The sequence below is a fragment of the Algoriphagus sp. Y33 genome (assembly GCF_014838715.1).
Lineage (GTDB): Bacteria > Bacteroidota > Bacteroidia > Cytophagales > Cyclobacteriaceae > Algoriphagus.
On sequence record NZ_CP061947.1, the window covers coordinates 4,524,173 to 4,547,654 of the forward strand.

General features: G+C 41.7%; 19 protein-coding genes and 1 pseudogene. 9 read left to right on the top strand and 11 right to left on the bottom strand.

The annotated features are described in order from the left end of the window. The first annotated feature begins 44 nt into the window (after positions 1-44). The 3 genes from ID165_RS18225 to ID165_RS18235 all read left to right on the top strand — a co-directional run bounded on the left by ID165_RS18225 (position 45) and on the right by ID165_RS18235 (position 3,110). Entirely contained in the window at positions 45-1,073 is a 1,029-nt protein-coding gene (locus ID165_RS18225; RefSeq protein ID WP_192346740.1) for a sensor histidine kinase, read from the top strand. Further along, complete coding sequence (locus tag ID165_RS18230) at positions 1,070-2,155, top strand: histidine kinase (RefSeq protein WP_192346742.1); 1,086 nt, start codon at positions 1,070-1,072, stop codon at positions 2,153-2,155. The genes ID165_RS18225 and ID165_RS18230 overlap by 4 nt, the downstream gene beginning before the upstream one ends. Positions 2,156-2,342: 187 nt before the next feature. Next, entirely contained in the window at positions 2,343-3,110 is a 768-nt protein-coding gene (locus ID165_RS18235) for a LytTR family DNA-binding domain-containing protein (RefSeq protein WP_192346744.1), read from the top strand. Between the two features lie 63 nt (positions 3,111-3,173). Here the strand turns inward: ID165_RS18235 and ID165_RS18240 are convergent, their stop codons facing one another. After that, positions 3,174-5,798 carry an ABC transporter permease gene (locus tag ID165_RS18240; RefSeq protein ID WP_192346746.1) on the bottom strand — a complete coding sequence of 875 codons (2,625 nt, stop codon included), beginning with the start codon at positions 5,796-5,798 and terminating at the stop codon, positions 3,174-3,176. Between the two features lie 3 nt (positions 5,799-5,801). Then, a complete protein-coding gene (locus ID165_RS18245; RefSeq protein ID WP_192346748.1) occupies positions 5,802-6,146 on the bottom strand; it encodes a PadR family transcriptional regulator in 345 nt (114 codons plus the stop codon). A gap of 540 nt (positions 6,147-6,686) precedes the next feature. Here ID165_RS18245 and azu point away from each other — a divergent pair. Further along, positions 6,687-7,214, top strand: coding sequence for an azurin (gene azu / locus ID165_RS18250; RefSeq protein WP_192346750.1), 528 nt, complete (start codon positions 6,687-6,689; stop codon positions 7,212-7,214). A 289-nt stretch (positions 7,215-7,503) separates the two neighbouring features. Here the strand turns inward: azu and ID165_RS18255 are convergent. After that, positions 7,504-7,680 (bottom strand): annotated as a pseudogene (locus ID165_RS18255) (3-deoxy-7-phosphoheptulonate synthase); the annotation flags it as partial. 305 nt (positions 7,681-7,985) lie between these two features. On the opposite strand from ID165_RS18255, the gene ID165_RS18260 reads away from it, so the two are divergent. From ID165_RS18260 to ID165_RS18280, 5 genes are all read left to right on the top strand, one after another. Continuing rightward, complete coding sequence (locus ID165_RS18260) at positions 7,986-8,219, top strand: hypothetical protein (protein WP_192346752.1); 234 nt, start codon at positions 7,986-7,988, stop codon at positions 8,217-8,219. A gap of 80 nt (positions 8,220-8,299) precedes the next feature. Beyond that, positions 8,300-9,448, top strand: coding sequence for a DUF4221 family protein (locus ID165_RS18265; protein WP_192346754.1), 1,149 nt, complete (start codon positions 8,300-8,302; stop codon positions 9,446-9,448). A 13-nt stretch (positions 9,449-9,461) separates the two neighbouring features. Next, positions 9,462-9,869: a hypothetical protein gene (locus tag ID165_RS18270; RefSeq protein ID WP_192346756.1), complete on the top strand. Its 408-nt coding sequence runs from the start codon at positions 9,462-9,464 to the stop codon at positions 9,867-9,869. Between the two features lie 36 nt (positions 9,870-9,905). Further along, complete coding sequence (locus ID165_RS18275) at positions 9,906-12,677, top strand: O-antigen ligase family protein (protein ID WP_192346758.1); 2,772 nt, start codon at positions 9,906-9,908, stop codon at positions 12,675-12,677. A 337-nt stretch (positions 12,678-13,014) separates the two neighbouring features. Next, entirely contained in the window at positions 13,015-14,529 is a 1,515-nt protein-coding gene (locus ID165_RS18280) for a dienelactone hydrolase family protein (RefSeq protein ID WP_192346760.1), read from the top strand. A 475-nt stretch (positions 14,530-15,004) separates the two neighbouring features. Here ID165_RS18280 and aroF read toward each other — a convergent pair whose 3' ends face one another. The 8 genes from aroF to ID165_RS18320 all read right to left on the bottom strand — a co-directional run bounded on the left by aroF (position 15,005) and on the right by ID165_RS18320 (position 23,438). Next, complete coding sequence (gene aroF, locus ID165_RS18285) at positions 15,005-16,024, bottom strand: 3-deoxy-7-phosphoheptulonate synthase (protein ID WP_192346762.1); 1,020 nt, start codon at positions 16,022-16,024, stop codon at positions 15,005-15,007. A gap of 69 nt (positions 16,025-16,093) precedes the next feature. Next, the gene (gene trpA, locus ID165_RS18290) at positions 16,094-16,867 is read right to left on the bottom strand and encodes a tryptophan synthase subunit alpha (protein ID WP_192346764.1); all 774 of its coding nucleotides are present in this window, start codon (positions 16,865-16,867) and stop codon (positions 16,094-16,096) included. A 508-nt stretch (positions 16,868-17,375) separates the two neighbouring features. Next, positions 17,376-18,554, bottom strand: coding sequence for a tryptophan synthase subunit beta (trpB, locus tag ID165_RS18295; RefSeq protein WP_192346766.1), 1,179 nt, complete (start codon positions 18,552-18,554; stop codon positions 17,376-17,378). A gap of 52 nt (positions 18,555-18,606) precedes the next feature. After that, complete coding sequence (locus ID165_RS18300) at positions 18,607-19,233, bottom strand: phosphoribosylanthranilate isomerase (protein WP_192346768.1); 627 nt, start codon at positions 19,231-19,233, stop codon at positions 18,607-18,609. Further along, on the bottom strand, positions 19,230-20,051 hold the full coding sequence (gene trpC, locus ID165_RS18305; protein WP_192346770.1) for an indole-3-glycerol phosphate synthase TrpC: 822 nt from the start codon (positions 20,049-20,051) through the stop codon (positions 19,230-19,232). Before trpC ends, ID165_RS18300 begins: the two co-directional genes overlap by 4 nt. A gap of 82 nt (positions 20,052-20,133) precedes the next feature. Next, entirely contained in the window at positions 20,134-21,144 is a 1,011-nt protein-coding gene (gene trpD, locus ID165_RS18310; RefSeq protein ID WP_192346772.1) for an anthranilate phosphoribosyltransferase, read from the bottom strand. Positions 21,145-21,357: 213 nt separating this feature from the next. After that, entirely contained in the window at positions 21,358-21,954 is a 597-nt protein-coding gene (locus tag ID165_RS18315; protein WP_192346774.1) for an aminodeoxychorismate/anthranilate synthase component II, read from the bottom strand. Positions 21,955-22,025: 71 nt separating this feature from the next. Further along, a complete protein-coding gene (locus tag ID165_RS18320) occupies positions 22,026-23,438 on the bottom strand; it encodes an anthranilate synthase component I family protein (protein ID WP_192346776.1) in 1,413 nt (470 codons plus the stop codon). Between the last annotated feature and the right edge of the window lie 44 nt (positions 23,439-23,482).

The following is a 23,482-nucleotide window of genomic DNA, read 5'->3' on the forward strand; positions in this document are numbered from 1 at the left end:
CAATCAGTTCGTAATCGGGACTGGGATAAAGTCTTATTTACCCCATGGAAAAAACTATTTCCTTTCTTCTGGCATTAGTGCTGACAAGTAGTCTAACCCTCTACCTACTCTACAATGGAGGGTTGTTGCACTGGCTTGGTTCTGTTAGCCGCGCACAGTGGTCGCTGGCACTGATGGGTATATCAGTAAGCCTGGTTCTTTCCCTTGGTTATCTTTTCATTGTAAAGCTGCAACCTTGGGATAAAGGGCACACTACCCGATCTGTGTTAATCATGTTGTTGATTTGGGGCAGCCTGACGCTTTATTCTTACTTGCTTGAAAGCCTGTTTGAAAAAGGCTTTGGAGATAGCCTTGACTACATCAGCGGGAATTTGGCTATCAAAGGCAGTGTTGTTTCATTGATCCTTTCTCTACTCATTGTTTGGATTGACTACAGCTGGTTTTCCTTTGCCCGGTTTTCAAAGGAAACCATCCAAGAGATGAGGGACTCCAGAAACAAGGAAGAACTTCAGTTTAAACTGCTCAGATCCCAACTTACCCCCCACTTTTTGTTCAACTCGCTCAACAGCGCCTCCAACCTGATCACGCATCAACCTCAAAGAGCCGAGGAGTTCATCAGAAAACTGGCCTTCAACTTCTCCAATCTAATCCATAATGGAATACAGCCTCTCAACACGCTAAAAAGGGAAATAGAAATCATCGACAACTACATGCACCTGATGCAGGTCAGGTATGGCCAGAAGGTGGTTTTGGAGAAAAGGATCAAACCCGAATTTACTTCCAAACTTATCCCTGCACTTGGAATCCAGTTATTGGTTGAGAACGCCTTAAAACACAATGTGGCGAGTATGGCCCGTCCGGTCAAAATAATAATCACGGCCGACCATGAGCAAGTGGCCGTAGCCAATAGCATTACCGAAAAGCCTCAGTCCGTTGAATCCACCGGAGTCGGACTCAAAAACCTGAAAGAGCGTTACCAATACCACGGGAATTCGGCACCATCCATTTACCAGTCAGAAGGCTTCTATTATGTTTGCCTGCCTTATGTCATCCAGAACCCCGCAAAACAATGACTGCACTCTCAGGAATCAAGCCTATATATAGACTTTTACTTCCCCTACCGGTAGGTACGCTGGTATATCTGGCTATACTTCTGGCCTTTGATACAGTGGGAAATATCACAGCCGATTTCTTTACCCGTGAGCTGTTGTTCTGTGTCGTTTCGAGTTATGCACTATTGGAAATCAACCGGATGCTTTTGGTCTTCTTCGAGAAAAAACCGGGTCAAGGACTTAATTTCATACGGCACACCATTACGCTGCTTGTCACCTCTGTCGTTGCCTCAATTTTCACCGTTAGCTTCCTGCTGGTAGGATATTTCTTCTGGTTCGAAAACATGGTAGATGTGCAGATCTACCTGACAGAGCTGAAGATATTCAATGGTATATTCCTTTTCGTCACCCTGATGTATCAAAGCCACTTTTTGGGTTTTTCTATTATCCATAAAAAATACGAACAAGAGCTGGAAAAAGAACAGCTGGAAAAAGAGGAACTGCACAGAAGTGTAGATCTTTTTCATTATATGCTCAACCCTGAATTCCTCTTGGTCGGATTGGAATCAATTTTACTTTGTATCAAGGAAAACCGTTTTTCACTTGCTGACGAAGGGATCACCTTGCTCTCAGATATTTACAGGCATTCACTGAGAACTCAGGAAGAACTCGTTTCTTTAGCAGATGAATTGGCAGCGATGCAAAGTGTCCAGGCATTTTTAAATCAGTTCATTTCTAAACACATCCAATTATCGATGCCAGAGACTACCAAAAATTTTCTTTTGGTGCCCCGCACCTTGACCAAGATCCTGGAAGCCATCGCCTATTCCCAGCTATCTTCTTCCAAATTCCCATTGGAAATCAAGCTAGAAATCAGAAAAAACCAATTGACTATAAGCTTCCCAAGTAATTTCTCCCTGACTACAGGAGATCAGTTGCTCAAGACCTTGAACTTGGTAAAGCAACATTATGGCTGGCTGAATAAAACCCTGCATTGGACAGACACTTCTGCCTTTTCTATTTTTGTCCCTATGGAAATCCCCTTTACTAGCGAGACAAATCCGCCTAATCCTGTATTCACCCATTCAACTCTTACTAGATGAAATCGAGCATGCCGAAGGCGACACACGGGCATGATTATAAGCCATGCGAGATTCCATATGGCCGCTGATAAACAATTATAATCATATGAAATCGACACGATTAAAACCATCGTTAAAACTCACAGAGCAATGATTATTTTAATCGTCAAAGATTCCATCTGACCATTAAAAATCAAATTATAAACATATGAAAGTAATCGTAATAGAAGACGAGCTTCCCGCACTGGAAAAAATCACCCATTTTCTGCTTCAGTACGACTCTTCTGCAGAGATTATTGGCGTAGCCCAATCCATCGGTGAAGCGGTTCCTCTACTAGCTACCCGGGGGAAAAATGCGGATTTGCTTCTCGTGGATGTACAACTGGCTGACGGACTTTCATTTCAGGCATTGGACCAAGTAGGTTTTTTCAAACCTGTGATCTTCATTACTGCACACAATCAATATGCGCTGGAGGCTTTTCAGGCCAATGGAATAGACTACCTGATCAAGCCGATCCGCTATGCTTCCTTTGCGGCCAGTCTGGACAAATTCCACCAGCTGAAAGAGACAACAAGTGGTGAACCTACTAACCGAAACCTGTGGAAGACACTTTCAAAACCTGCCTACAAGGAGCGGTTCATGGTGAAAATTGGGGAACACATCCATTCGATATCTACAAAGAACATCAAACTGTTTTTTGCCGAAGGTAGAAATACGTACATCATTCGGGTTGATGGACGCACATTCATCACCGATTACAAATTGGAAGCTTTGGAGGAAATTCTTAATTCCTCTTTTTTTTTCAGGGTGAACAGAAGCTATTTGATCAATCTGGAAGCAATAAAAGATGTATTGGTTTACTCCAATAGTCGCCTGAAGATCAATCCTAACTTCGCTTACAGCGAGGAAATCATCGTAAGCCGTGACCGGGTAAACCGGTTTAAGGAATGGTTGGATGGTGAAAGAAACAGTTGATCTAGCATACTAAAATAAGGAGACAGCGAATGGATCACCCCATTCCACTTCCTCCCAATTTCCCTATTCCGTCTTCAAACTCACCGCAGGATTGACCACTGCCGCACGGATCACCTGATAGCCCACAGTCACTGCTGCGATGACAAAGGAGCAGCCTATTGCTATGCCAAATGTCCACAGATCCAATTGAATTTTAAATTCAAAATCCTGAAGCCAGTTGCTCATCAGGTACCAACCGATAGGGGCAGCGATGACGAACGCAATCAAAATCAAGCGGACGAACTCCCGGCCGAATAACCAGACAATATGGGAAACGCCTCCACCCATTACTTTTCTGATTCCTACTTCTTTGGTCTTTTGGGCTACCATAAAAGAAATCAGGCCATATAATCCCAGACAGCCGATGAATATGGCAATGAATGAAAACAATTTTACTCCTTTTAGCAAGGTCTCCTCCGTCTCATAAAACCTTGCTATACTCTCATCCAGAAAACTGAACTCAAACAATTGATCAGGGTAGTTTGTAAGCCAAATACCCTGTATTTGCTTTAAGGAACTCTTGCCTACATGTGGATTAAGCTTTATCGCAAAACTTGAGTAGTTGCCTGCTTTTGTGGTGAAAACAGTAGGGCTGATTTCCCGATGGAAAGACTGGTCATGGAAGTTTTTGATCACCCCTACTATTGGTCCACTCATACTGCCTGCGTTGACAGTAACCATCCTCCCAATTGCCTCTTCCGCAGTGGCAATACCTAACTTGTGAAGTAGTGCCTCATTGACCAATACCTCTCTCACCGTGTCAGAGGGTAAAAGATCTCTGCCAGACACGAGCTGCAAATTGAACACTGAGGCATAATCCTCGTCCACCAGCTTCATATTAACAAGAAAATCCAGCTCCCCTTCCCGGTTATCGAATTGAAGATCTGTGTTCCAATTATCACTGGATGCAGGGGCATTGGAGCAAAGTGCTACTTTCTCCACTCCAGGGATGCGCATAAATTCATTTTTCAAGGCATGATTCATTTTGACGGAATCACTTCCCATCTCCACCATCACAATCGATTCCTTGTCAAATCCCAGATCTGACTGTTTGGCAAATCGCATTTGATTCACCACCACAAGTAAAGAGATAACCAAGACCTGTGAAATCACAAATTGGGACACAATCAGGGCACGTCTGGTATTAAAGCCTCCTATCTGTTGTAGCGGGATTTTGCCCTTCAATGCCGCAATGGGTTTGAATCCGCCCAAAATAAAGGCAGGATAGAATCCGGCCAGCAGTGTAATACTTACATCCAAAATAAGAATGAATAGAATTACGTCTATATCCGCAAAAAGCCGGGCACTTAGTTGGGTATTAAAGAAATTATTGATACCGGGCAGCAAGAGTAAAGAAGAAATCACCGCCAAGACTACACTTAAAGTAGTAATGATTCCCGTCTCAAAAACAAACTGCCAGAACAGTTGCCACCGGTGTCCTCCCATCACTTTCCTCACACCCACTTCTTTAGACCGTCTTAGTGCTTTTGCCGTAGCCATATTTACAAAATTCACGCAGGCTGTCAGTAATAAGAATAGACCGACAGCAGAAAGGATCCATAGGCTACTTTTATCCATCGCCCCCCCATACTTGGCATTGAAGTGGATATCTGATAATCCCTGTAAATGGTATATGTTCTTCGTGTTGCTGCCGATAGGATACTCTTTGGCATAATAGGCCAGAGCTTCTTCTACTTGCCCTACTGAAACACCCGGATTGAGGACAGTGTAGCACTGAAAGTTACCGGAGATCCCACTCCAAAAATTCTCGCTTGCCAGCCAGGGCATGTAGGTAGTAAATGCAGGATAAGATACCACTATCTCAGATCTGAAATCTGTGTTGCTAGGCAAATCTCTCAAAACTCCGGTGATCGTCAAAGCCAAGGTATTGTCCACCCATAGAGATTTTCCCACCGGATCATCATCTCCGAAGTATTTTTTAGACAGCCTTTCGGTGATCACCGCTGTATTTGGTTCTTTTAGAACTGATTCAAAGCTCCCTTTGGACAATGGAAAATCAAAAATCCCAAAGAAGTCAGGTTCGACAAAAACGATGCCTTCGGGCTCTTTATATTTCAGACTCTCTCGATCATTTTTAAGTGTCACCAGGATATTCGGAGCCTTATAAGTACGTGCAATATATTTCCAAAAAGTCTGGTTCTCTCGAATTAACCCTCCCAGGGGGGTAGGTACTCCCGAAGAATACGATGCTGTTTCACTTTGCATTTCAGTGACGATACGATAGGTATCTGCCTTTTCAGGATGAAAGTCATCAAAACCAAGGTGATGAGAGATTAAAGCGAAAATGAGGATACAGCAAGTGATACTCAATGCTAGCCCCGCAATATTTATCACCGCATATTCTTGGTTACGAAGGAGGGTTCTCCAACCTATTTTGAAATAACTCTTGTACATACTGTAAGTGTTTAGATTTTGATAGGGCCTTCGTGGTCTGATGATTCCCGGGCGAAAAAGCAGCAGCACATCGAGGATAAATTTCCGGTCTGCCTTTCGCTTGCCAGACACTTTTACGTTTCTCTCATACACCTCCATGAGGTCTCCCTCGATATAATCCAGCATTCTTGGATGGCAGTACCATCGGAAGAAGTGAAGGAATAACTTGGGAGGTGAATTCTTAACTTTAGCCATAGCTTAACTTCCTGCTAAACTTGACTGCCAAATTGCTTTCGGAATGGCATTCCATAAACCATCCCTTATCTCCTTGGCATGCAGAATGGCTTTTTTGCCCAGTGCTGTTATCTCAAAATATCTTCTCGGCCGACCTGCCCGCTCTTCTGTGGCTTCTCCAGAAAATGATTTCAAGTAGCCCTTGTCCTCCATCCTATTCAAAGCCGTATGCAAGGCTCCCATGCTAACTGTTCGGGTAAGCCTTGACTCAATCTCATCTTTGATCGCAACACTATAAGCAGAATTATTCAGAATGCCCACAGTGAGGATTACGATCTCTTCAAATTCTCCCAGTTGAAAATCTTTCATAGCAAACAATATATTATCTAAATGTAGGAATAATATTCGTGCCACTTCTGAAACGGTATTCAATTGCAATTAAGAGCTTATTTGTAAAAAATGCGATGTTCGTGAATGGGCAAAAACGGGCGGTAGCGGACTATTTGAAAAATCACGAATACAAATGATGCCCACTAATGAGAACCCAAATTTCGTAATTGGCTCATTTTCTATCGATTGATGATGATGGAAGTCCATCACAAATCCATCAGGGATTGATTTCGCTAGTTTGACCAACAACTACCTCCGCCAATCTTGGCTAACTGATAGCCAAAACTCAGGACTTGGTTGTGAATTTTGATTTTTTGACTTAATTTAGATCGATTTTAAATAGATCAATCAAGTATTGTAAAGCTCTCCTCTCTTTCGCCAAGCTACCAGTCATCAAAGAGAAGTAAAATGCCGCCTTAGCATAATCAATCCCAAGCCAGAAAAAAAACTCTGACGAATCAAACAAACTAAGCATTAAACACTTTAATAATAAACAATAATCAAATAGAATAGCAAACCATGAAAAAGTTAATGATTGCAGCGGTTACCGGACTTGTTTTGTCAAGTTGCGGCGGTGAAAAAAAGACAGAAAGCACCGAACAAAGTACCCCCGCCGCTCAGCAGGAAGCCACGCAGCCTGAAAATGCTGTTGAGGAACCGGTAGCTGCTCCTACTTCACAAGAAACGCTCAGCCTGGAGTCCAACGATCAGATGCGCTTCAACAAGGAAGAACTTAGAGTCAAAGCCGGCTCGGAAGTAACCTTGACTCTGACTCACGTAGGCACGATGGGTAAGGAGGTAATGGGACATAATTTTGTCCTACTGAAAGAAGGCACATCTGTAGAAACTTTTGCTTCCCAAGCTGCCCGCTCCAAAGACACTGGCTATATTCCTTCCGGTGATGTGGTATTAGCACACACCAAGCTTATCGGCGGCGGTGAAAGCGATACGATCACATTTATAGCTCCTGCCAAAGGAACCTATGATTTCATTTGTAGCTTCCCGGGACACTATGGCCTGATGAAAGGCAAATTTATCGTAGAGTAAGGGGAAAGGCAGTCAGGGAAATCGCCTTTAAAAATCCAATTGGTGAAAAGCGATTTCCCTGAAAAGGAATTCTCAATTGTAATATTCCTCCTTTTAAATCAACAGGAAAGACACGGTGAAGAATGCCAATTAGTAGGAGCTGTCCCCGGACAGCTCTTTTAGTTTTAAATACTATCCCATAAAAAACTTTAGCCACTGGATTCTTTTACTGTTATAACTAAGCTGTGCTCCCCGTGGTAAAAAACTTTACAGAAAAAAACCAGCGTTACCGCTGGCTTTATCAATTCCCTCACAACAATTCAAATCCCTTTCGCATCGCAAAACTCTCTCTGATCCAGCTTGCCAATCTCGCACTTTGGGCAAAATCAAGTGTCTGCTGTCCATCGGAATAGGCTTTCTCAGGAACTTCATGCGATTCGTAAATAATCCCATCAGCTCCTGACATCACCCCTGCCAATGCCATCTGTGCATTCTGACGGATCATTAGCATACTATTTTTCTGGACTGAAACGTTCATTTGGACTTACTTTTCTTACCCGCTTACACCCTTTCAACGAGTTCGTGGCATATCTTCTTTCGGATTCCCCTTATGTAAACAAAATATATTTTCACCTCTTGATGATCCAAATTTTAAATTCACACCCCTTCCTTGACTCTGAAAATATTTTAAAAAAACACCAACTAAATTATATCTCCTATTTGATTTTTTTGGAGTATGTCCCTATATTGATAGGAGTTAGAAAAATATTTTACACTAAAACTTCTAAAAACATGAAAACACAAGCAAAAAAATGGCTCCGTTGGGGAGCTGCAGGAGCATTTGGACTAATGCTTACACTGAACGTGATGGTAGGTTTAGAATTTGAAAAAGATGAAATTTTACCATCTCTAACCTTGACGGAATTAGGAGGCCAAGCCTATGCACAACAGGAATCCTTCCAGTGTGAATGGAAAAATAATAATTGCAAAAGCCCCTTGCAAACCAATACATGTGGCTGTGAATAATGGACAGAAAAGATCTGGAGAAGAATTCCACTATTTAAGAGCCGTCCATGGACGGCTCTTTCCCCTTTAAATACTATTCCATGAAAAATTATAGCCCCTGGGTTCTTTTACTGTTGATACTCGGCTGCTCCTCCCCGAAGGAATCTTCCACCAAGCCAGCCATTAACCTTACCAGTACTCTCATAATTCCTCTGGACTCCAGTATCAACCCGGAAATGGGCAGCCTGCAGTACATGGACACTGACTCGGGGGAGTATCTGGCTCTTCTAAATAAAACCGTATATGGTGTGGAGCTATTTAACCTAAATACTGGAAAGTCCACTAGACGGATCAAGCTGGAGTATGAGGGGCCTAATGGGGTAGGCACCACCAATGGCTTTAGGATCTTCTCTCCAGATACTTTATTGGTGGCCTCTCTCCCTCCTGAACTCAGAATTATGGATATTAGAGGAAACCTAAAGGCAAGTATACCGATTCAGGATCCCAACAATTATGTTCGGTACCTCGCTTCCAACATTGAAACTCCCTTCTTATTTGACGGAAAGGTTCTCTTTGGAGCACAGCCTTACTTCAGAAATTTTTTTGACATGGGGGTTGGAGAGATTTCAGATCACGTGCACGTGTACCGGGTTGACTTGACCTCAGGGGAGGTAAGTTGGTTACCTGTGTCCAATCCTCCCGATATATGGAAGGAGGGAAAAAAACTCCAAAATTTCACATGGACAGATCGTTATGATAGCATTGTGGTGTCTTCAGTAAGTGACCATCGGCTCTGGGTCATCTCCAAAAAGGAAGGAAAGCTGCTCGAGCGTAAAGAAGTCCCTTCCTCCTATGTGAAGCAGTACCACATTATCAAAGGCCGGCCCCTGATGGGAGATCAGGGAATCATCGAATCACTAGCAGGTGACCGTTACGACCTAATCCTCCACGACCCCTACCGGGACGTTTTTTACCGATTTTTCTTGATAGGCGTGGACCATGAGGACTATGAAATCGGGCTCCGGGAACTCTACAGCTACCGGCCCAAGATAGGTTTGATGCTACTGAGTTCTAACCTAGAGACACTCGGGGAGTATGTATTCGAAAATAATTACGCTGAAAATTTGAACTATTTCGTGGGCCGCCAAGGGCTCTATATCTCCACCAACAATCCTAACAGAGACGACTATAACGAAAATATCCTTCGCTATGACATTATACAGTTTTCCGAGTTGGAATATGAGGATTAAGGCTTGTTCAACTTTGCTCCTTTTATTTTTAATAAGTTGTAAAACAACCTTAAGTAAAGATGAAGTAAACCGTGTTCTGGGAGTTGAGGAAGCAAATGACTGGATATTGGTGATCCATCCTGCAGGATGTAGGACGTGTCTGGATCAACTGTACCAAACGCTAAGCGAACTAGAACTAACTGGAGGAGCGATAGTCATAGTTGCCAAAAACAGTAAAACACTTAGAATGTCGGCCATTTTTGAGCAATCTCCTGTCCCTCTCTATCTTGATGAGCAGAGGGTATTGCTCAAGAAGGGGCTGATTAAATACCAAGATCAGCTTTTGCTTTTTAGCGGGGGAAGCATCAAAAGATATGAGATCATGGAATATCTACTTCTGGTTGAAAAGTTAAAAGAAGTTGACAGATTATACTCAGAGTAGCAACAGATCATAATTAACCATTTAAAACCCTTGTTAATGACAACAACAATTCTTCACAAAAATTACACAAGATTAAGTTTGTTACTACTGGGTATGATATTGGTCGCAGTGCTTCCTTTTTGGGGATTTGGTGATCTTCCCTCTTTTTTGCAAGCTGACCAAACCGCATATCTACTTGTTTTGTCTGGATTATTTGGGGTGGCATCATCCCTACTCTTGCTCAATAGAAGCCCCTACTTGATCAAGTTAACTTCCATAGATTTGCTCCTACTTCTGGTTATTTTATATTACCTAATTAACTGCTTTATCATACAAACAAATCCCACCGTCTCCTCCCGACTATATGACTTATTTGGACTGACTATAATCTACATATTGGTCAGAAGTATCGGTAACCTTTCGCCTTGGCCTGTTTTAGTTTTTCCCGTTTTTGGATGTCTAGTCCAAGTTGTATATGGAGAGCTGCAACTGTTAGGAGTTTTCCCCTCTTTGCACCCACTATTTCCTCTGACGGGCAGCTTTTTCAATCCGGGACCATATGCAGGATATCTTGCTATTGTTTTCCCTATAGCGCTGGGGGCATACTTCTATTTCAAACCAGGAAACTCCCCATTTCCATTGAGCCCATTCTTGATTAAGTATGGTTTTCTGGTTATTTGCCTAGGCATCATAATAGTCCTGCCGGTAACAGGTTCCCGGGCTGCTTGGCTGGCAGTGGCTCTCTCTTCAATATTCTTATACGCTACCCGCTATAGATCCAAAAGCATTGAAAGCTATCTGACTACCCAGACAAAAAAAATCACATTGGCGGCTCTGGCTCTGATCCTAGTACTTCTAGCCCTGTCGGGAATGTACCTGTTGAGGAAGGATTCAGTAGATGGTAGACTATTGATTTGGAAGGCTTCCATGGGAATTATCCAGAAACATGTTTTGACTGGGGTTGGGCTTGATCGCTTCGAGGCTGTTTATATGGAATCGCAGGCAGATTATTTCAGAAGTTTCCCAAACGACCCCGCAATTGCGTTAGCCGATGATACAACATACGCCTTCAACGAGTTACTATTGATATGGACCGAACAAGGGACAATTGGGCTTTCTTTAGTTTTGATCTTATTGGTTATGGCATTTCGAATACGAGGGAGCCAGAAAAAACCAGAAATATGGACAGCACAAGCAGGTCTAATAGCTCTACTTGTCTTTGGGATGTTTTCCTATCCTTCAAATATCTTACCCATCAAGTTATGTGGGATACTATACCTGGTGATTTTGGCTAAACATGCTCCAAATTTAGGACAAGTAAAATTACTAAAAGATGTACGCAGGATCATACCCATACTCCTTATCATAATATCTGTGACTACCATGTGGCAAGGATATCGACAGTATCAAGCTACATTACATTGGAAAGAAGCCCTTACCTATTATCATAAGGGATCCTATTTGTCAGCTATAGAGACTTACGATAAAGCCTATCCACATTATTCCTATGACGGAGAGTTTTTGATGAATTATGGAAAGGCACTTTCCATGGCTGAGGAGCACGGAAAAGCTATTGATGTACTGGAAAAAGGAACAAAACATTTGAACAATTCGATTGTCCAAACTACTTTAGGAAACAGCTATAAAGCTATCTTCAGGTATGAAAAAGCTGAAATGGCCTATCAAATGGCTTCGGATATGCTTCCCGACCGACTTTATCCGAAATACCTATTAGCAAAACTTTACGACCTTATGGGTGAAAAAGGAAAAATGGAAAGTATTGCTTTATACCTTTTAAATAAGGAGCCAAAGGTCCCCTCCCAAGCAGTAGACGAAATCAAACAAGACATGAAGGATTTGTTGGAGATGCATTCCCCTCAGGCTCTATTTGGTCAAGACAATGCCATTTGGACTGAAGGCATTTATTTGAGAGGCGAAAATATCACTACTGGGGAAAAACTTACAGACCTACATATCATCAAATATGCCAAAACACTCAAAAAGTACCATGTAAAGTATGCCTATCTCTTTGCTGGGCCTTACAAAGAAGATGGACATCTACCCGAATATCCTTTTTCCAAAACAGCTATTCGGTCTGTAAAGCTACTTAAAGAACATTACCCCGAAATAGTAATATTACCCTGGATAGGAGGGGTACAAAACAAAACTGTGTATATCAATGATTCTTCCTGGGTGAAAAATGCAGTAGAAGACACTAAGCTGCTAGTGGAAACGCTTTCTGTCCCCGGAGTGCACGTGGATTTTGAGTATATTATTCCAGGAGACTCATTTCTGGATCGAAACATCAAAAAAGAAAAGATAGGAGATCGTGAGATGTATGGAGAACATGTCAATAACTTTCACAAACAACTGCGTAGTAAATTACCCGAGGCCTTTATTTCTTCAGTTATGGTAGCCACCTCTCCGGAGTCAAGTCCTTGGAAAAGAAAGTTTAGTCTCGAGGAGCTTCAAAAACTAACCCAATATATCGATCAGCTATCCTTTTTGTACTACGATACCCAAATAAACGATCAAGAGACATTTCAACGGAATTGCACAGCACTAATTCAAGATATCAAGACTCTAAAAGCAATAAATGATATTCAATACCTTGTGGCTATTGGGACATTTGTAAACAGACCAGAACTGCAAAAATACCGTAACATGGAAATAGAAAATGTGCCTAATTCATTAAATACAATTAAAACCAGTTCTTTTCAAATAGACCCCAGTAATAAACTCGTAGATGGAATAGCTATATTTTGTGATTGGGAAACCAACCTTCAAGAATGGAATCAATTTTATGTGAATTGGGTGGAACAAAAATAATCAGAAATAATTTTCAGGAGTATTTAATCAATATGTTTATCCGCAATGATACCAGTAACCGTATTTTCCTTGCTTTATTGGCTGGAAGACCGATGACGGATGACCGAAGTAGCCTCATCGATAAAGTTTACCATATCTTATGTCGCTTTTGCTTCCTTACTGGTAGAAAAGCGGATATACAGATAATCAATATATGAAATACTAATAAGATAAGTTTGTGTCAAAAATCACACGTACAATATTTCAAATCATAGTCAGTTTATCCCTAGCTTGTACTAGTGAGAAAAGATATTACTGTGACGATCTCTCGATTTCTTTTCTTTCATCTGGCTTGGAAATGGAAAGTAAGTTTTTTTTGTTGGAGACAGGAGATATCATTTTTTCTGCTAATCCGTCAAACTCTTTTTCATTTTTTCAATATGATGGGATTTCCGTTGGCACCTTTGACACATTAAGCAACCAGCACTCTCCTTTTCTTTATAATAAAAAAATAGTTGGTCTTCAAGACTATAATGGGAATGAAAAATGGAAGTCTACAAGCACGGAGCTTAATAGATATTTTGAGGAGTGGGATTATATTCAATCAATATTTTCCTTCATACAAGGAAAATTACTGGTCGTCAAGTTGAAAAACAAAGGTGAAATATACCTCATTGATACTAATACAAAAACTAAGAAAGTGTTGTTCAACAATACTTATGCCTTGCATCATGTGGAATACTCGGAAGAACACCGCTTCATAATAATTAATTTTGATGACAAGTTATTTCGCGTAGATCTTGAAACAGATAGTATCGATCTAAAAATAACAACTAGCGGATCCCAAAAATTAAACCCATATATATGGAAGGATTCAGTGTACTTTTCCTCCAACCACGATTCCGAGTATTTTAGAATATATGCGATTGATGCCATGAAGACAACCTTTAGCCCTAAGCTGGTTTACTATTCTGAAAATGATGTTAGGTTGCCAAAAATTCTTGAGGATGATTTATTTTTTATCGAAGTTAAAAACGGAGAATATTTACTTAAGAAAAAAAATCTAAAAACATCTAAAATACAAAATATTACCAATAAAGGAGTTGTCTACAACTACACTCTACATAAAGATCAATACATTTATTACATTTATTCAGATTTTAATACTCCTAAATCATTATATGTATATGATACTAAACACCGAACAACGAATAATATAACTGGAAAATCTGTCATAGCAGACCTCTCCTATCAATATATTAATGGGGATGCCGCAAAGTCTTCCGCCTACGAATATTTCCCTGATTCGAAGAAAGACATTAAAGGAGTCATTTTGCATTTTAGACCTGGATTACATAGTGATTTTTCACCACGATGGGATCCTGTTCTAAATAATCTTGTAAACAACGGATATGTAGTAATTAGCCCTAACTATCCAATGTCAAGCGGCTTTGGAAAAACTTATTATAATGCTTCTTTTAAAGACGCTGTAGATGATATGGAAAGATGGGTTAATGATTTAAAAAATCGGTTTAAAAACATGCCTTTTTACTGTCTATCCTCAAGTTCTGGTAATATATTAATGGAACAGGTGTTATCTAAGGTCGAAGAAAAAGTTGATGCCGCTGTTTCAATGTTTGGTATACCTGCATTTGACAATCCATCTCCCATGGTTCCTACTTTATATATTTTGGGAGAAAATGACCCTATAATTGAATTTGTCGAAACGAGTAAGAAACTTAATTCGGCTTCAAATAATAATGTCCGATTAGTTAGCTATAAGAATGAGGGACACTGGTTTAGGAATCAAAATAATATCGAAAATAGTGTTACAGAAATTATTAAACACTTTTGCAGATTTGGAGACATCTAGATGTGATTCTTACTTTGTAAGATTCCTCGACACTGCGCAATACTGCTCCTTGATGAGCTGTGTCAATTGCCTCAACCTTGTCTTATTTTAAGTTAAAGTTGACATCTGGAAACCTCCTATATTAAAATAAATAGTTTGGATTAAATAGAATCTTTGAATTTGATTATCCAGGAAATATTCCTAATAAAATCAATTGGATTATCCAGTTTTCTGGATCCATTTTGATAAAAATACAGAGCAATCTATGCAACAACTATAGATAGTTAACCCAATCTAGCACGATTTGATTGCTCTAACAATTAAGATCTAATATGCCCCTCAAGTCAACTCGTTCCTTTCGAGCAGAGTAGCGGATATATTCAAGAGTAACAGTCATACTTGTAAAGATTTGTTTTGAACACTGTTTAATGCATCTTATTTAATTAACTAAATCAATAAACACAAAGCCAGTATCACTACTGACGTTGTGCTATCCCTACAACAATTCAAATCCCTTCCGCATCGCAAAACTCTCTCTGATCCAGCTTGCCAATCGTGCGCTCTGCGCAAAGTCAAGCGTCTGCTGTCCGTCGGAATAGGCCTTCTCCGGAACTTCATGCGATTCGTAAATAATCCCATCCGCACCGGACATTACTCCTGCAAGTGCCATCTGTGGCACATAAGCCCGAATACCGATTCCATGTGAAGGATCCACGATTACAGGCAAGTGGGATTTCGCTTTTAAAATCGGAATAGCATTCAAGTCCAATGTATTTCTACTAGCCCGCTCGTAAGTCCGGATTCCTCTTTCGCAGAGAATCAGTTTTTCATTTCCTCCAGAGAACACATACTCCGCGGACTGCAAAAGCTCTTCAATTGTACCGGAAATCCCCCGCTTGATCATCACTGCTTTATCCACTTTTCCCAACTCATCCAGCAGATTGAAGTTTTGGGAATTTCTGGCTCCTACCTGATAAATATCCACATAAGGATACATTTCTTCGATCTGCGAAGTCTGCATCACCTCGGTCACAATCTTGATCCCAGCCTCACTGGCGATATCGTGCCACAGTTTCAGCCATTCCAGTCCCAATCCACGGAATGCATAAGGACTGCTTCTTGGTTTGAACACTCCTCCACGCATCATCTTGATATCATTTTCTACGCAATGGGCTACGACAGCACGGATTTGCTCTTCGGATTCGATAGAGCATGGTCCGGTGATCACTGCCATTTCCCCTTCTTTGATGAATACGCCATCCCCCAAATCAACAGAAGTCGGCTTGGCTTTCCATTTTTTGGACACCAACTTATACTCGTCAGAGACAATGTGGATATCGATTATCCCATCCATCTGTCCGATTTGGCGGATATCAAATTCCTTTTTGCCGATACCGATCAGATAGTCACCAAGCTGAGTTTTCACCTCAGTGGTTTTATAGCCAATGCCATTGACTTTTTGGATCAAATTCTCTTTTTGACTGTCGGAAATATCGGGTTGAAGCTGAATGATCATGGTTTTGTCGATTTTATATAAGCTTTTCCAAAGTTCGAAACTTTGGAAAAGCTAAATCATTGGAAAATCTTAATTGATTAATGATTGAATATACCCCTGAATGTCCTCACTCAGATTTTTAGAATCCTTTACCGTCTTGATAAAGGCCGATCCTATAATGGCCCCATTACTGTATTCGGAAGCTTTGGAAAAAGTCTCGGAATCTGAAATACCAAAACCGATCAGTCTCGGATTTTTCAAATTCATAGCTTTGACCCGCTCGAAATAAGAAATCTGCTCATCACTAATTCCTGCTTTTGCTCCTGTGATGCTATGGGAAGAAACCATGTAAATAAATCCGCTAGTGTTTTCATCGATTTCCCGAATACGCTTTTCTGAGGTCTGCGGAGAAATCAAAAATGTGTTTACCAAACCATATTGTTCAAAAAGCACCTTATATTCATCCAAATACTGCTGCATAGGAAGGTCCGGCAGAATGAGTCCATCCACTCCTACCTCCTGGCATTTTTCGCAAAAAGCCTCCATGCCATATTGTATAATCGGATTTAAATACCCCATCATAACCACAGGAATGGAAATTTTCTCACGAAAGTCTTCAAGTTGCTCAAAGATTTTCTTCAGTGAAATCCCATTTTCAAGCGCAATCATATTGCTATCCTGGATAGTCGGCCCATCAGCTACAGGATCAGAATAGGGAATGCCAATCTCTATAATATCAGCACCTCCCCGCTGGATTGCCTCCATGATTCCCATAGTGCTTTCCAGTTCCGGGAAACCCGCTGTGAAATAGATAGAGAGCGCACGGGAGCCCTTTTCTTTAAATAGTTTATGTATTCGGTTCATTTTGATTACTGGTTTTCGTAATTATTCGGATTTGAAAACTTCATTATTCAGCATTCCTATTTCGACATTCATTATTTCTAATTGAAAAACTCAAAAATTGGAAAATTATATATGAGGCACAAAAGCGGTAAGATTGTGAAGAATTGGTAATGAGACTGTTGATATATTAATTTATTCAACCCCTTCAGGGTTGATTTAAGGCGGCCCCATGATTTTTCCCATGGGTTACACCCATGGTTATTGAAAGGTTTAACCCCTTCAGGGTTAATACAAATAAGATCATACGTTATATCTACAGGTTCCGATAGCATCACAGACCCTCATGTCAATTAGGATACAATCTCCGCCATGGCGGGCAAGCACTTCAGCATTGGTTCATATTACCAGGAAGCCTCCACTTCAAAATTCGACATTCAGCGTTCCTCATTTTTGACAGGTAATAGCACCAAGTTCAAATTACGATTGAGGTTCAGCTTTATGTCGTAAATCAAAAATCGCAAATCCTAAATCAGTACTTTCCCCATTTAATATAAGTATCCAGATCCTTGTCCCCTCTTCCCGAAAGATTCACCACGATCACATCATCTTTGGAATACTCGATCATATTCAAAGCATACAGCGCATGGGCAGATTCGATTGCGGGAATAATTCCTTCAAGCTTGCTCAACTCAATTCCCGCCGCCATCGCATCTTTATCTTCCACTGCCACAAACTCTCCTCTTCCCACATCAAACAAATGGGCATGGACAGGTCCTATTCCCGGATAATCCAATCCTGCGGAGATCGAGTGCGGTTCCACTACCTGCCCATCTTCAGTTTGCATCAAAATCGTCTTCGATCCATGCAAAATCCCGGGAGTCCCAAGCACCGTTGTCGCTGCTGACTTTCCTGAAGAAATCCCCAGCCCTGCCGCTTCTGCAGCTACCAAGCGAACTTCAGGTGTATTGTAGTAGTGATAAAAAGCACCGGCTGCATTTGACCCGCCTCCTACACAGGCAATGACGATATCAGGGTTTTCCCTGCCTTCCTTTTCTTTCAGTTGCCACTTGATTTCTTCCGAAATCACGGACTGAAATCTCGCTACCATCTCAGGATAGGGATGCGGTCCTACCACCGAACCGATAATATAATGGGTATCTACCGGATTATTGATCCATGCCCGCATAGCTTCGTTAGTTGCATCTTTAAGTGTTTTGGAACCTGAGGTTGCCGGAACTACAGTAGCTCCGAGAATCTTCATACGCTCTACGTTGGGATGCTGGCGGGCGATGTCTATTTCTCCCATATACACCGTGCATTCCATCCCCATAAGTGCGCAAACTGTCGCCGTAGCCACTCCATGTTGTCCTGCTCCTGTCTCCGCTATAATTCGCTTCTTCCCGAGCTTCTTCGCCAAGATGATCTGACCTATGGTGTTGTTCACCTTATGAGCCCCTGTATGGCAGAGATCCTCGCGCTTAAGGTAGATTTTAGCACCGTACTTTTCGGAAAGGCGGGAAGCAAAATAGAGAGGAGTCGGACGGCCCACATAATCTTTCAGCAATCCCCTGAATTCATCCTGAAACTCCTTAGAAGCCATGATCGACTCGTAATTCTCTTTCAGTTCTTCAACATTCGGATGCAGCATTTCGGGAATGTAAGCTCCTCCGAACTTGCCATAAAACCCCTTTTCATCTACTTTGATCATATTTTTACAGTTATTAGTTGATACCCATGAACTATGGTTGTCCAACAATTTTCTAACTCAATAATTTATCTTTAAAGCTTTTCAGCCTTTCAATATTTTTTAGTGCCGGTGTATCTTCAAACTTGGAATTCAAATCCACCCCCACCAGCTGCGGTAATTTTTCCGCTAGAGAAATCACTTCAGACGTGCTCTTTTCATCCAGCCCTCCGCTCAATAGGAATCCCTTTTGAAATGGATACGTTTTCAGCACCTCCCAGTTGAATTTCTTCCCTGATCCTCCGTGTGAGGCCGTGGCAGTATCGAAGAGAAAGTATTCCACCAAATCCACATAACCCCTTAAGGCCTCCCACTCGATACGCTCTCCTACCGGGATGACTTTCCAAACCTTCTTGTCTGTTTCCAATTTCAGCTTCCGCACATATTCCGGGCTTTCGTTGCCATGAAGCTGAATTACGGACAACTTGAATTCATCGATTTTGGATAAAACAAACGCAATGGATTCATTCACAAAAACCCCGACTTTTGGCACTTCTGCCACCTGAATTTCCGCAGCATAATCTTCAGAAACGTATCTTGGGGACTTGGAATAAAATATCAAACCCATCCAGTCAGGTTTAACCTCCCGGAGCAGCTCTTTGATATTTGTCGGTTCCCGCATCCCGCAGACTTTGATCTTCATTTGGCACTCACTTCAGTTTCCATGGACAGAAGTTTTCTATACTCTTTCATGAAATTATAAGCTGCCTGCTCCGGGCGGCTGGATTTCATGAAGTTTTCACCTATTAAAAAGCCATCAAATCCAGCTCTTTTCAAAGTGATCAACGTATTTGGGTCAGAAATCCCACTTTCAGATATCTTTATAAAATCAGCAGGAATCTTATCTACTAAGTCTAGAGAAGTTTGCAAAGACACATCGAAAGTCTTCAAATTCCTATTGTTCACCCCTACCAGATCCAAGTCGTCGCAAAGGCTCTTATCCAGCTCTTCCCTATCGTGTACTTCCATCAGAATTTCCAGTCCCAAGCTTTTGGCAAATGCCGCCAGCTCCTTCAATCTAACCGGTTCCAGCGCTGCTGCAATCAGCAGAATACAATCAGCTCCGATAGATTTGGCTTCGAGAATTTGATATTCATCGACCACGAAGTCCTTACGAAGAATCGGGCAGAAATTAAACTTCCTGGCTTCCTTGAGATCAGCATTGCTCCCACCGAAGAAATCAGTATCTGTCAAAATCGACAATGCCGAAGCTCCCGCCTGCATGTATCCTATGCTTACCGCCTCTACGGAAGCAGATCCATTGATCAATCCTTTGGAAGGTGACTTTCTCTTAAATTCAGAGATAATCCCTGATTTCTGGGGATCAGTCACATACTTTTTCATGGACACTACTTTCCCATCGAAAAAGATGCTTTGTTCCAAAAGTTTCACCGGCACCAGACTCCGTCTTTCGGCTACTTCTACGTGCTTTCTGGCGATTATTTTATCTAAAATATTCATGTGTTTACAATTTTATTCCAAAGTCCATAACCTGTCCCGTGACGAAGGAAAGGGATGGAGTCTTTGACTAATTCATGAGGTTTTATGCTAAAGAGACTGTTGTTTTTGGATTGACCAGTCCGTTAAAAACCTGAAGTGCTTTTTGGCTCAAAAGTGCTTCCTCCGCTATACCCACTGCATCTACAAAAGAAAGTCCTTCGCGTGCAGTGACAAGCGCCGCTGCGGAATTTGCAATCACCACCGAATTTTGGCTTTTCGTTCCCTTCCCTTTCAGGATATTCTCAAATATAGCGGCAGACTCCCGAATAGTCTCGCCTCCTTTGATAGACTCAGATTTCAATTTCGGTAAACCTATAGTTTCGGGGCTATAGACTTTTTCCCCTGCATTTGAGATCATCTTAAAATCGCCTGTAAGCGAAATCTCATCATAACCATCCAATGCATGAAGAATAGAGAATCTCCCTTCCATATCCTGGTAAAGATATCCGTACAATCTAGCCAACTCCAGACTAAATACACCGACCAATTGCTTCTTGGGAAAACTTGGATTTACCATGGGGCCGAGCATATTGAAAAAGGTCTTAACTCCAAGATCCTTTCTGATCGGCCCCACATGCTTCATCGCGGGATGAAAGAGCGGCGCGTGCAAAAAACAAATCCCCACTTCATCCAAACTTCTCCTGATCTGATCCACGTCACTGGTGAATTCATACCCAAAATATGCCAACAAATTAGAAGACCCACAGATGGAGGAGACTCCATTATTCCCATGTTTTGCCACATTTTGTCCTGCAGCTGCCACTACAAAAGAAGATAAAGTAGAGATATTGAAGGTGTCTTTGCCATCTCCGCCTGTACCGCAAAGATCCATAGCATCGTATTCCTCAATATCCACCGGAATACAACGCTCCAGCATAGCTTCACGGAATCCTGACAACTCCTCTACTGTAATACTACGCATCAGATACACTGTCATAAATGCAGCGATCTGACTCGTATTGTAATTTCCTGCTGTAATGTTTTTCAAAACCTCCTTTGCATCAGATCGGGTAAGCGTACGGTGCTCGATGAGGTGATTCAAAATATCTTTCATCTGTTTATAATTGATTTTTTATGGTCAGATGGAATCTCGCAATGGATAATCATCCCAGTGTGTGATCCCGTAGGTACGGGATCACGCTCGATTTCATATGATTATAATTTTTTCTTAAAGGTCATATGCCCGTCTGTCGTCGGACTGGGAATCTCGCCGGGTTTATAATCATCCCAGTGTTTATTCCCGTTGGGATCATACTCGATTCCATAATTAATAGGTGTTGTTCGGCGGGACTGCTACTGAATGCTCCAACCAATTTTTGAGAATCTGTACTCCGTTTTCGGTAAGAATGCTTTCCGGATGAAACTGTACCCCTCTGACATCATACTCCTTATGTCTTATTGCCATAATTTGACTGTCGGGCGTACGTGCTATCACCTCCAAATCCGGCGAAAGCGTATTTTCATCTACAACCCAAGAGTGGTATCGGCCAATACTGAACGTGCTCGGAACTCCTTTGAACAGCAAATCTTCCTCTACCGTCACGGTAGAAGCCACACCATGAAGTACTTCAGACAAATTTATCAAATCTCCTCCGAAAGCTTCACCAATTGCCTGATGTCCCAGACAAACTCCCAGAATTGATTTGGTGGCGGCATATTTCTTCAAAAGCTCGGGCATGACCCCTGCATCTTCAGGAACTCCCGGTCCCGGGGAAAGGAGTATTTTGTCGTACTGAGAGACCTCTTCCAAACTGATCTTATCATTTCGAAAGACATCCATCTGTGTCCCATATCCCAGCTGTCTAACGATATAGACCAGGTTGTAGGTAAAGGAATCGTAATTATCTAGGACTAGTATTTTCATTAGTTTAGAAACCGGTAAATCCTCAAATCGCTCATATTTTGCCATAATTTTTCAATTTTGAAATCTTCCAATCAAATCCCCTCCGCCGCTCTCAGCGCCACCCTCAGCGCTTCCAACTTATTGGCTACTTCTTGGAGTTCGGAAGGTATTGTGGATTTGGCGACTACGCCTGCACCGGCTTGGAATCGAAGCTGATTGTTTTCAGAGACAAAAGACCTGATCAAAATCGCATGGTTAAAGTCTCCATTGAACCCCAAATAGCCGATTGCTCCTCCGTAAAAGGTTCTCGAAACATTTTCCAACTCATCGATCAACTCCATAGCTCTATATTTGGGAGCTCCGGAAAGTGTCCCCGCGGGAAACGTATCCGCTACCAACTGTAGGGGATTGGTGTTTTCCGGCAACTCCCCTGTCACCTTGGATACCAAGTGAATCACATGTGAATAGTATTGTATTTCTTTAAACACCTCCACCGTTACTTTCTCGGAAGATCTGCTCAAATCATTTCTCGCCAGATCGACCAGCATCACATGTTCTGAGTTTTCCTTGGGATCATCGTAGAGTTTGCGTGCCAAAGCTGCATCTTCCTGATCATTTCCGGTTCTACGAAATGTACCTGCAATTGGATAAATGGTCGCTTTTTTATCCTTTACTACGATTTGGGCTTCGGGAGAACTTCCAAAGACCTTAAAAGAACCATAATCAAAATAGAATAAATAAGGCGAAGGATTCACCGAGCGCAATGCCCGGTACACGTTGAATTCATCTCCCTTAAACGCCGTACTAAACCTACGTGAGAGTACTATTTGAAACACGTCGCCCTTAAAGCAATGCTCACGCCCTTGGTTCAAAATTTTCAAAAACTCCTCATCGGTATAGTTTGACTCTTCTTCACCCACCCGCTGAAAAGCGTAGCTCGGAATATTTTTATTATTAAGGAGGCGCACGATTTCCTCCATTTTCGCATCGTTTTCAGCCCCTGCTATTCGATGCTCTAGCAGGTGCAATTCATTCTTATAATGATCCACCACAATCACATTCTGATAAACCGAATATTGCATCATAGGCACTGCAGATGGGATTGTATTTTGGAGTTTGATATCCTCAAAATAGGCTACAGTATCGTATTGTATGTATCCAAAGAGTCCATTGGAACTGAATTTGAAATTATCAGGTGCCACGTCAAACTTATTTCCGAAAGCCCGCAGACACTGCATCAACTTCTGATCAGAATTCACTTCATAACTCTCCTTTTTGCCTGATGGAAGATTTTCCAACACTTTGCCGGCATTGAAGGTAAAGGTAGCCAGAGGATTAAAACAGATATACGAATAGCTGTTTTCCTGACCATGGTAATCGGAACTCTCCAGTAGGATGGGATTGGCAAATCGATCCCTTATCTGCAAATAAATGCTTACCGGAGTGATTGTGTCGGCCAGTCGCTTCTGGTAAGTAGTCAGTATAGGAAATTTTATTTGAGTCATTCTTGGTTGGTTTTTCATGAAAAAAGGCTTACCGGAAATCCAGT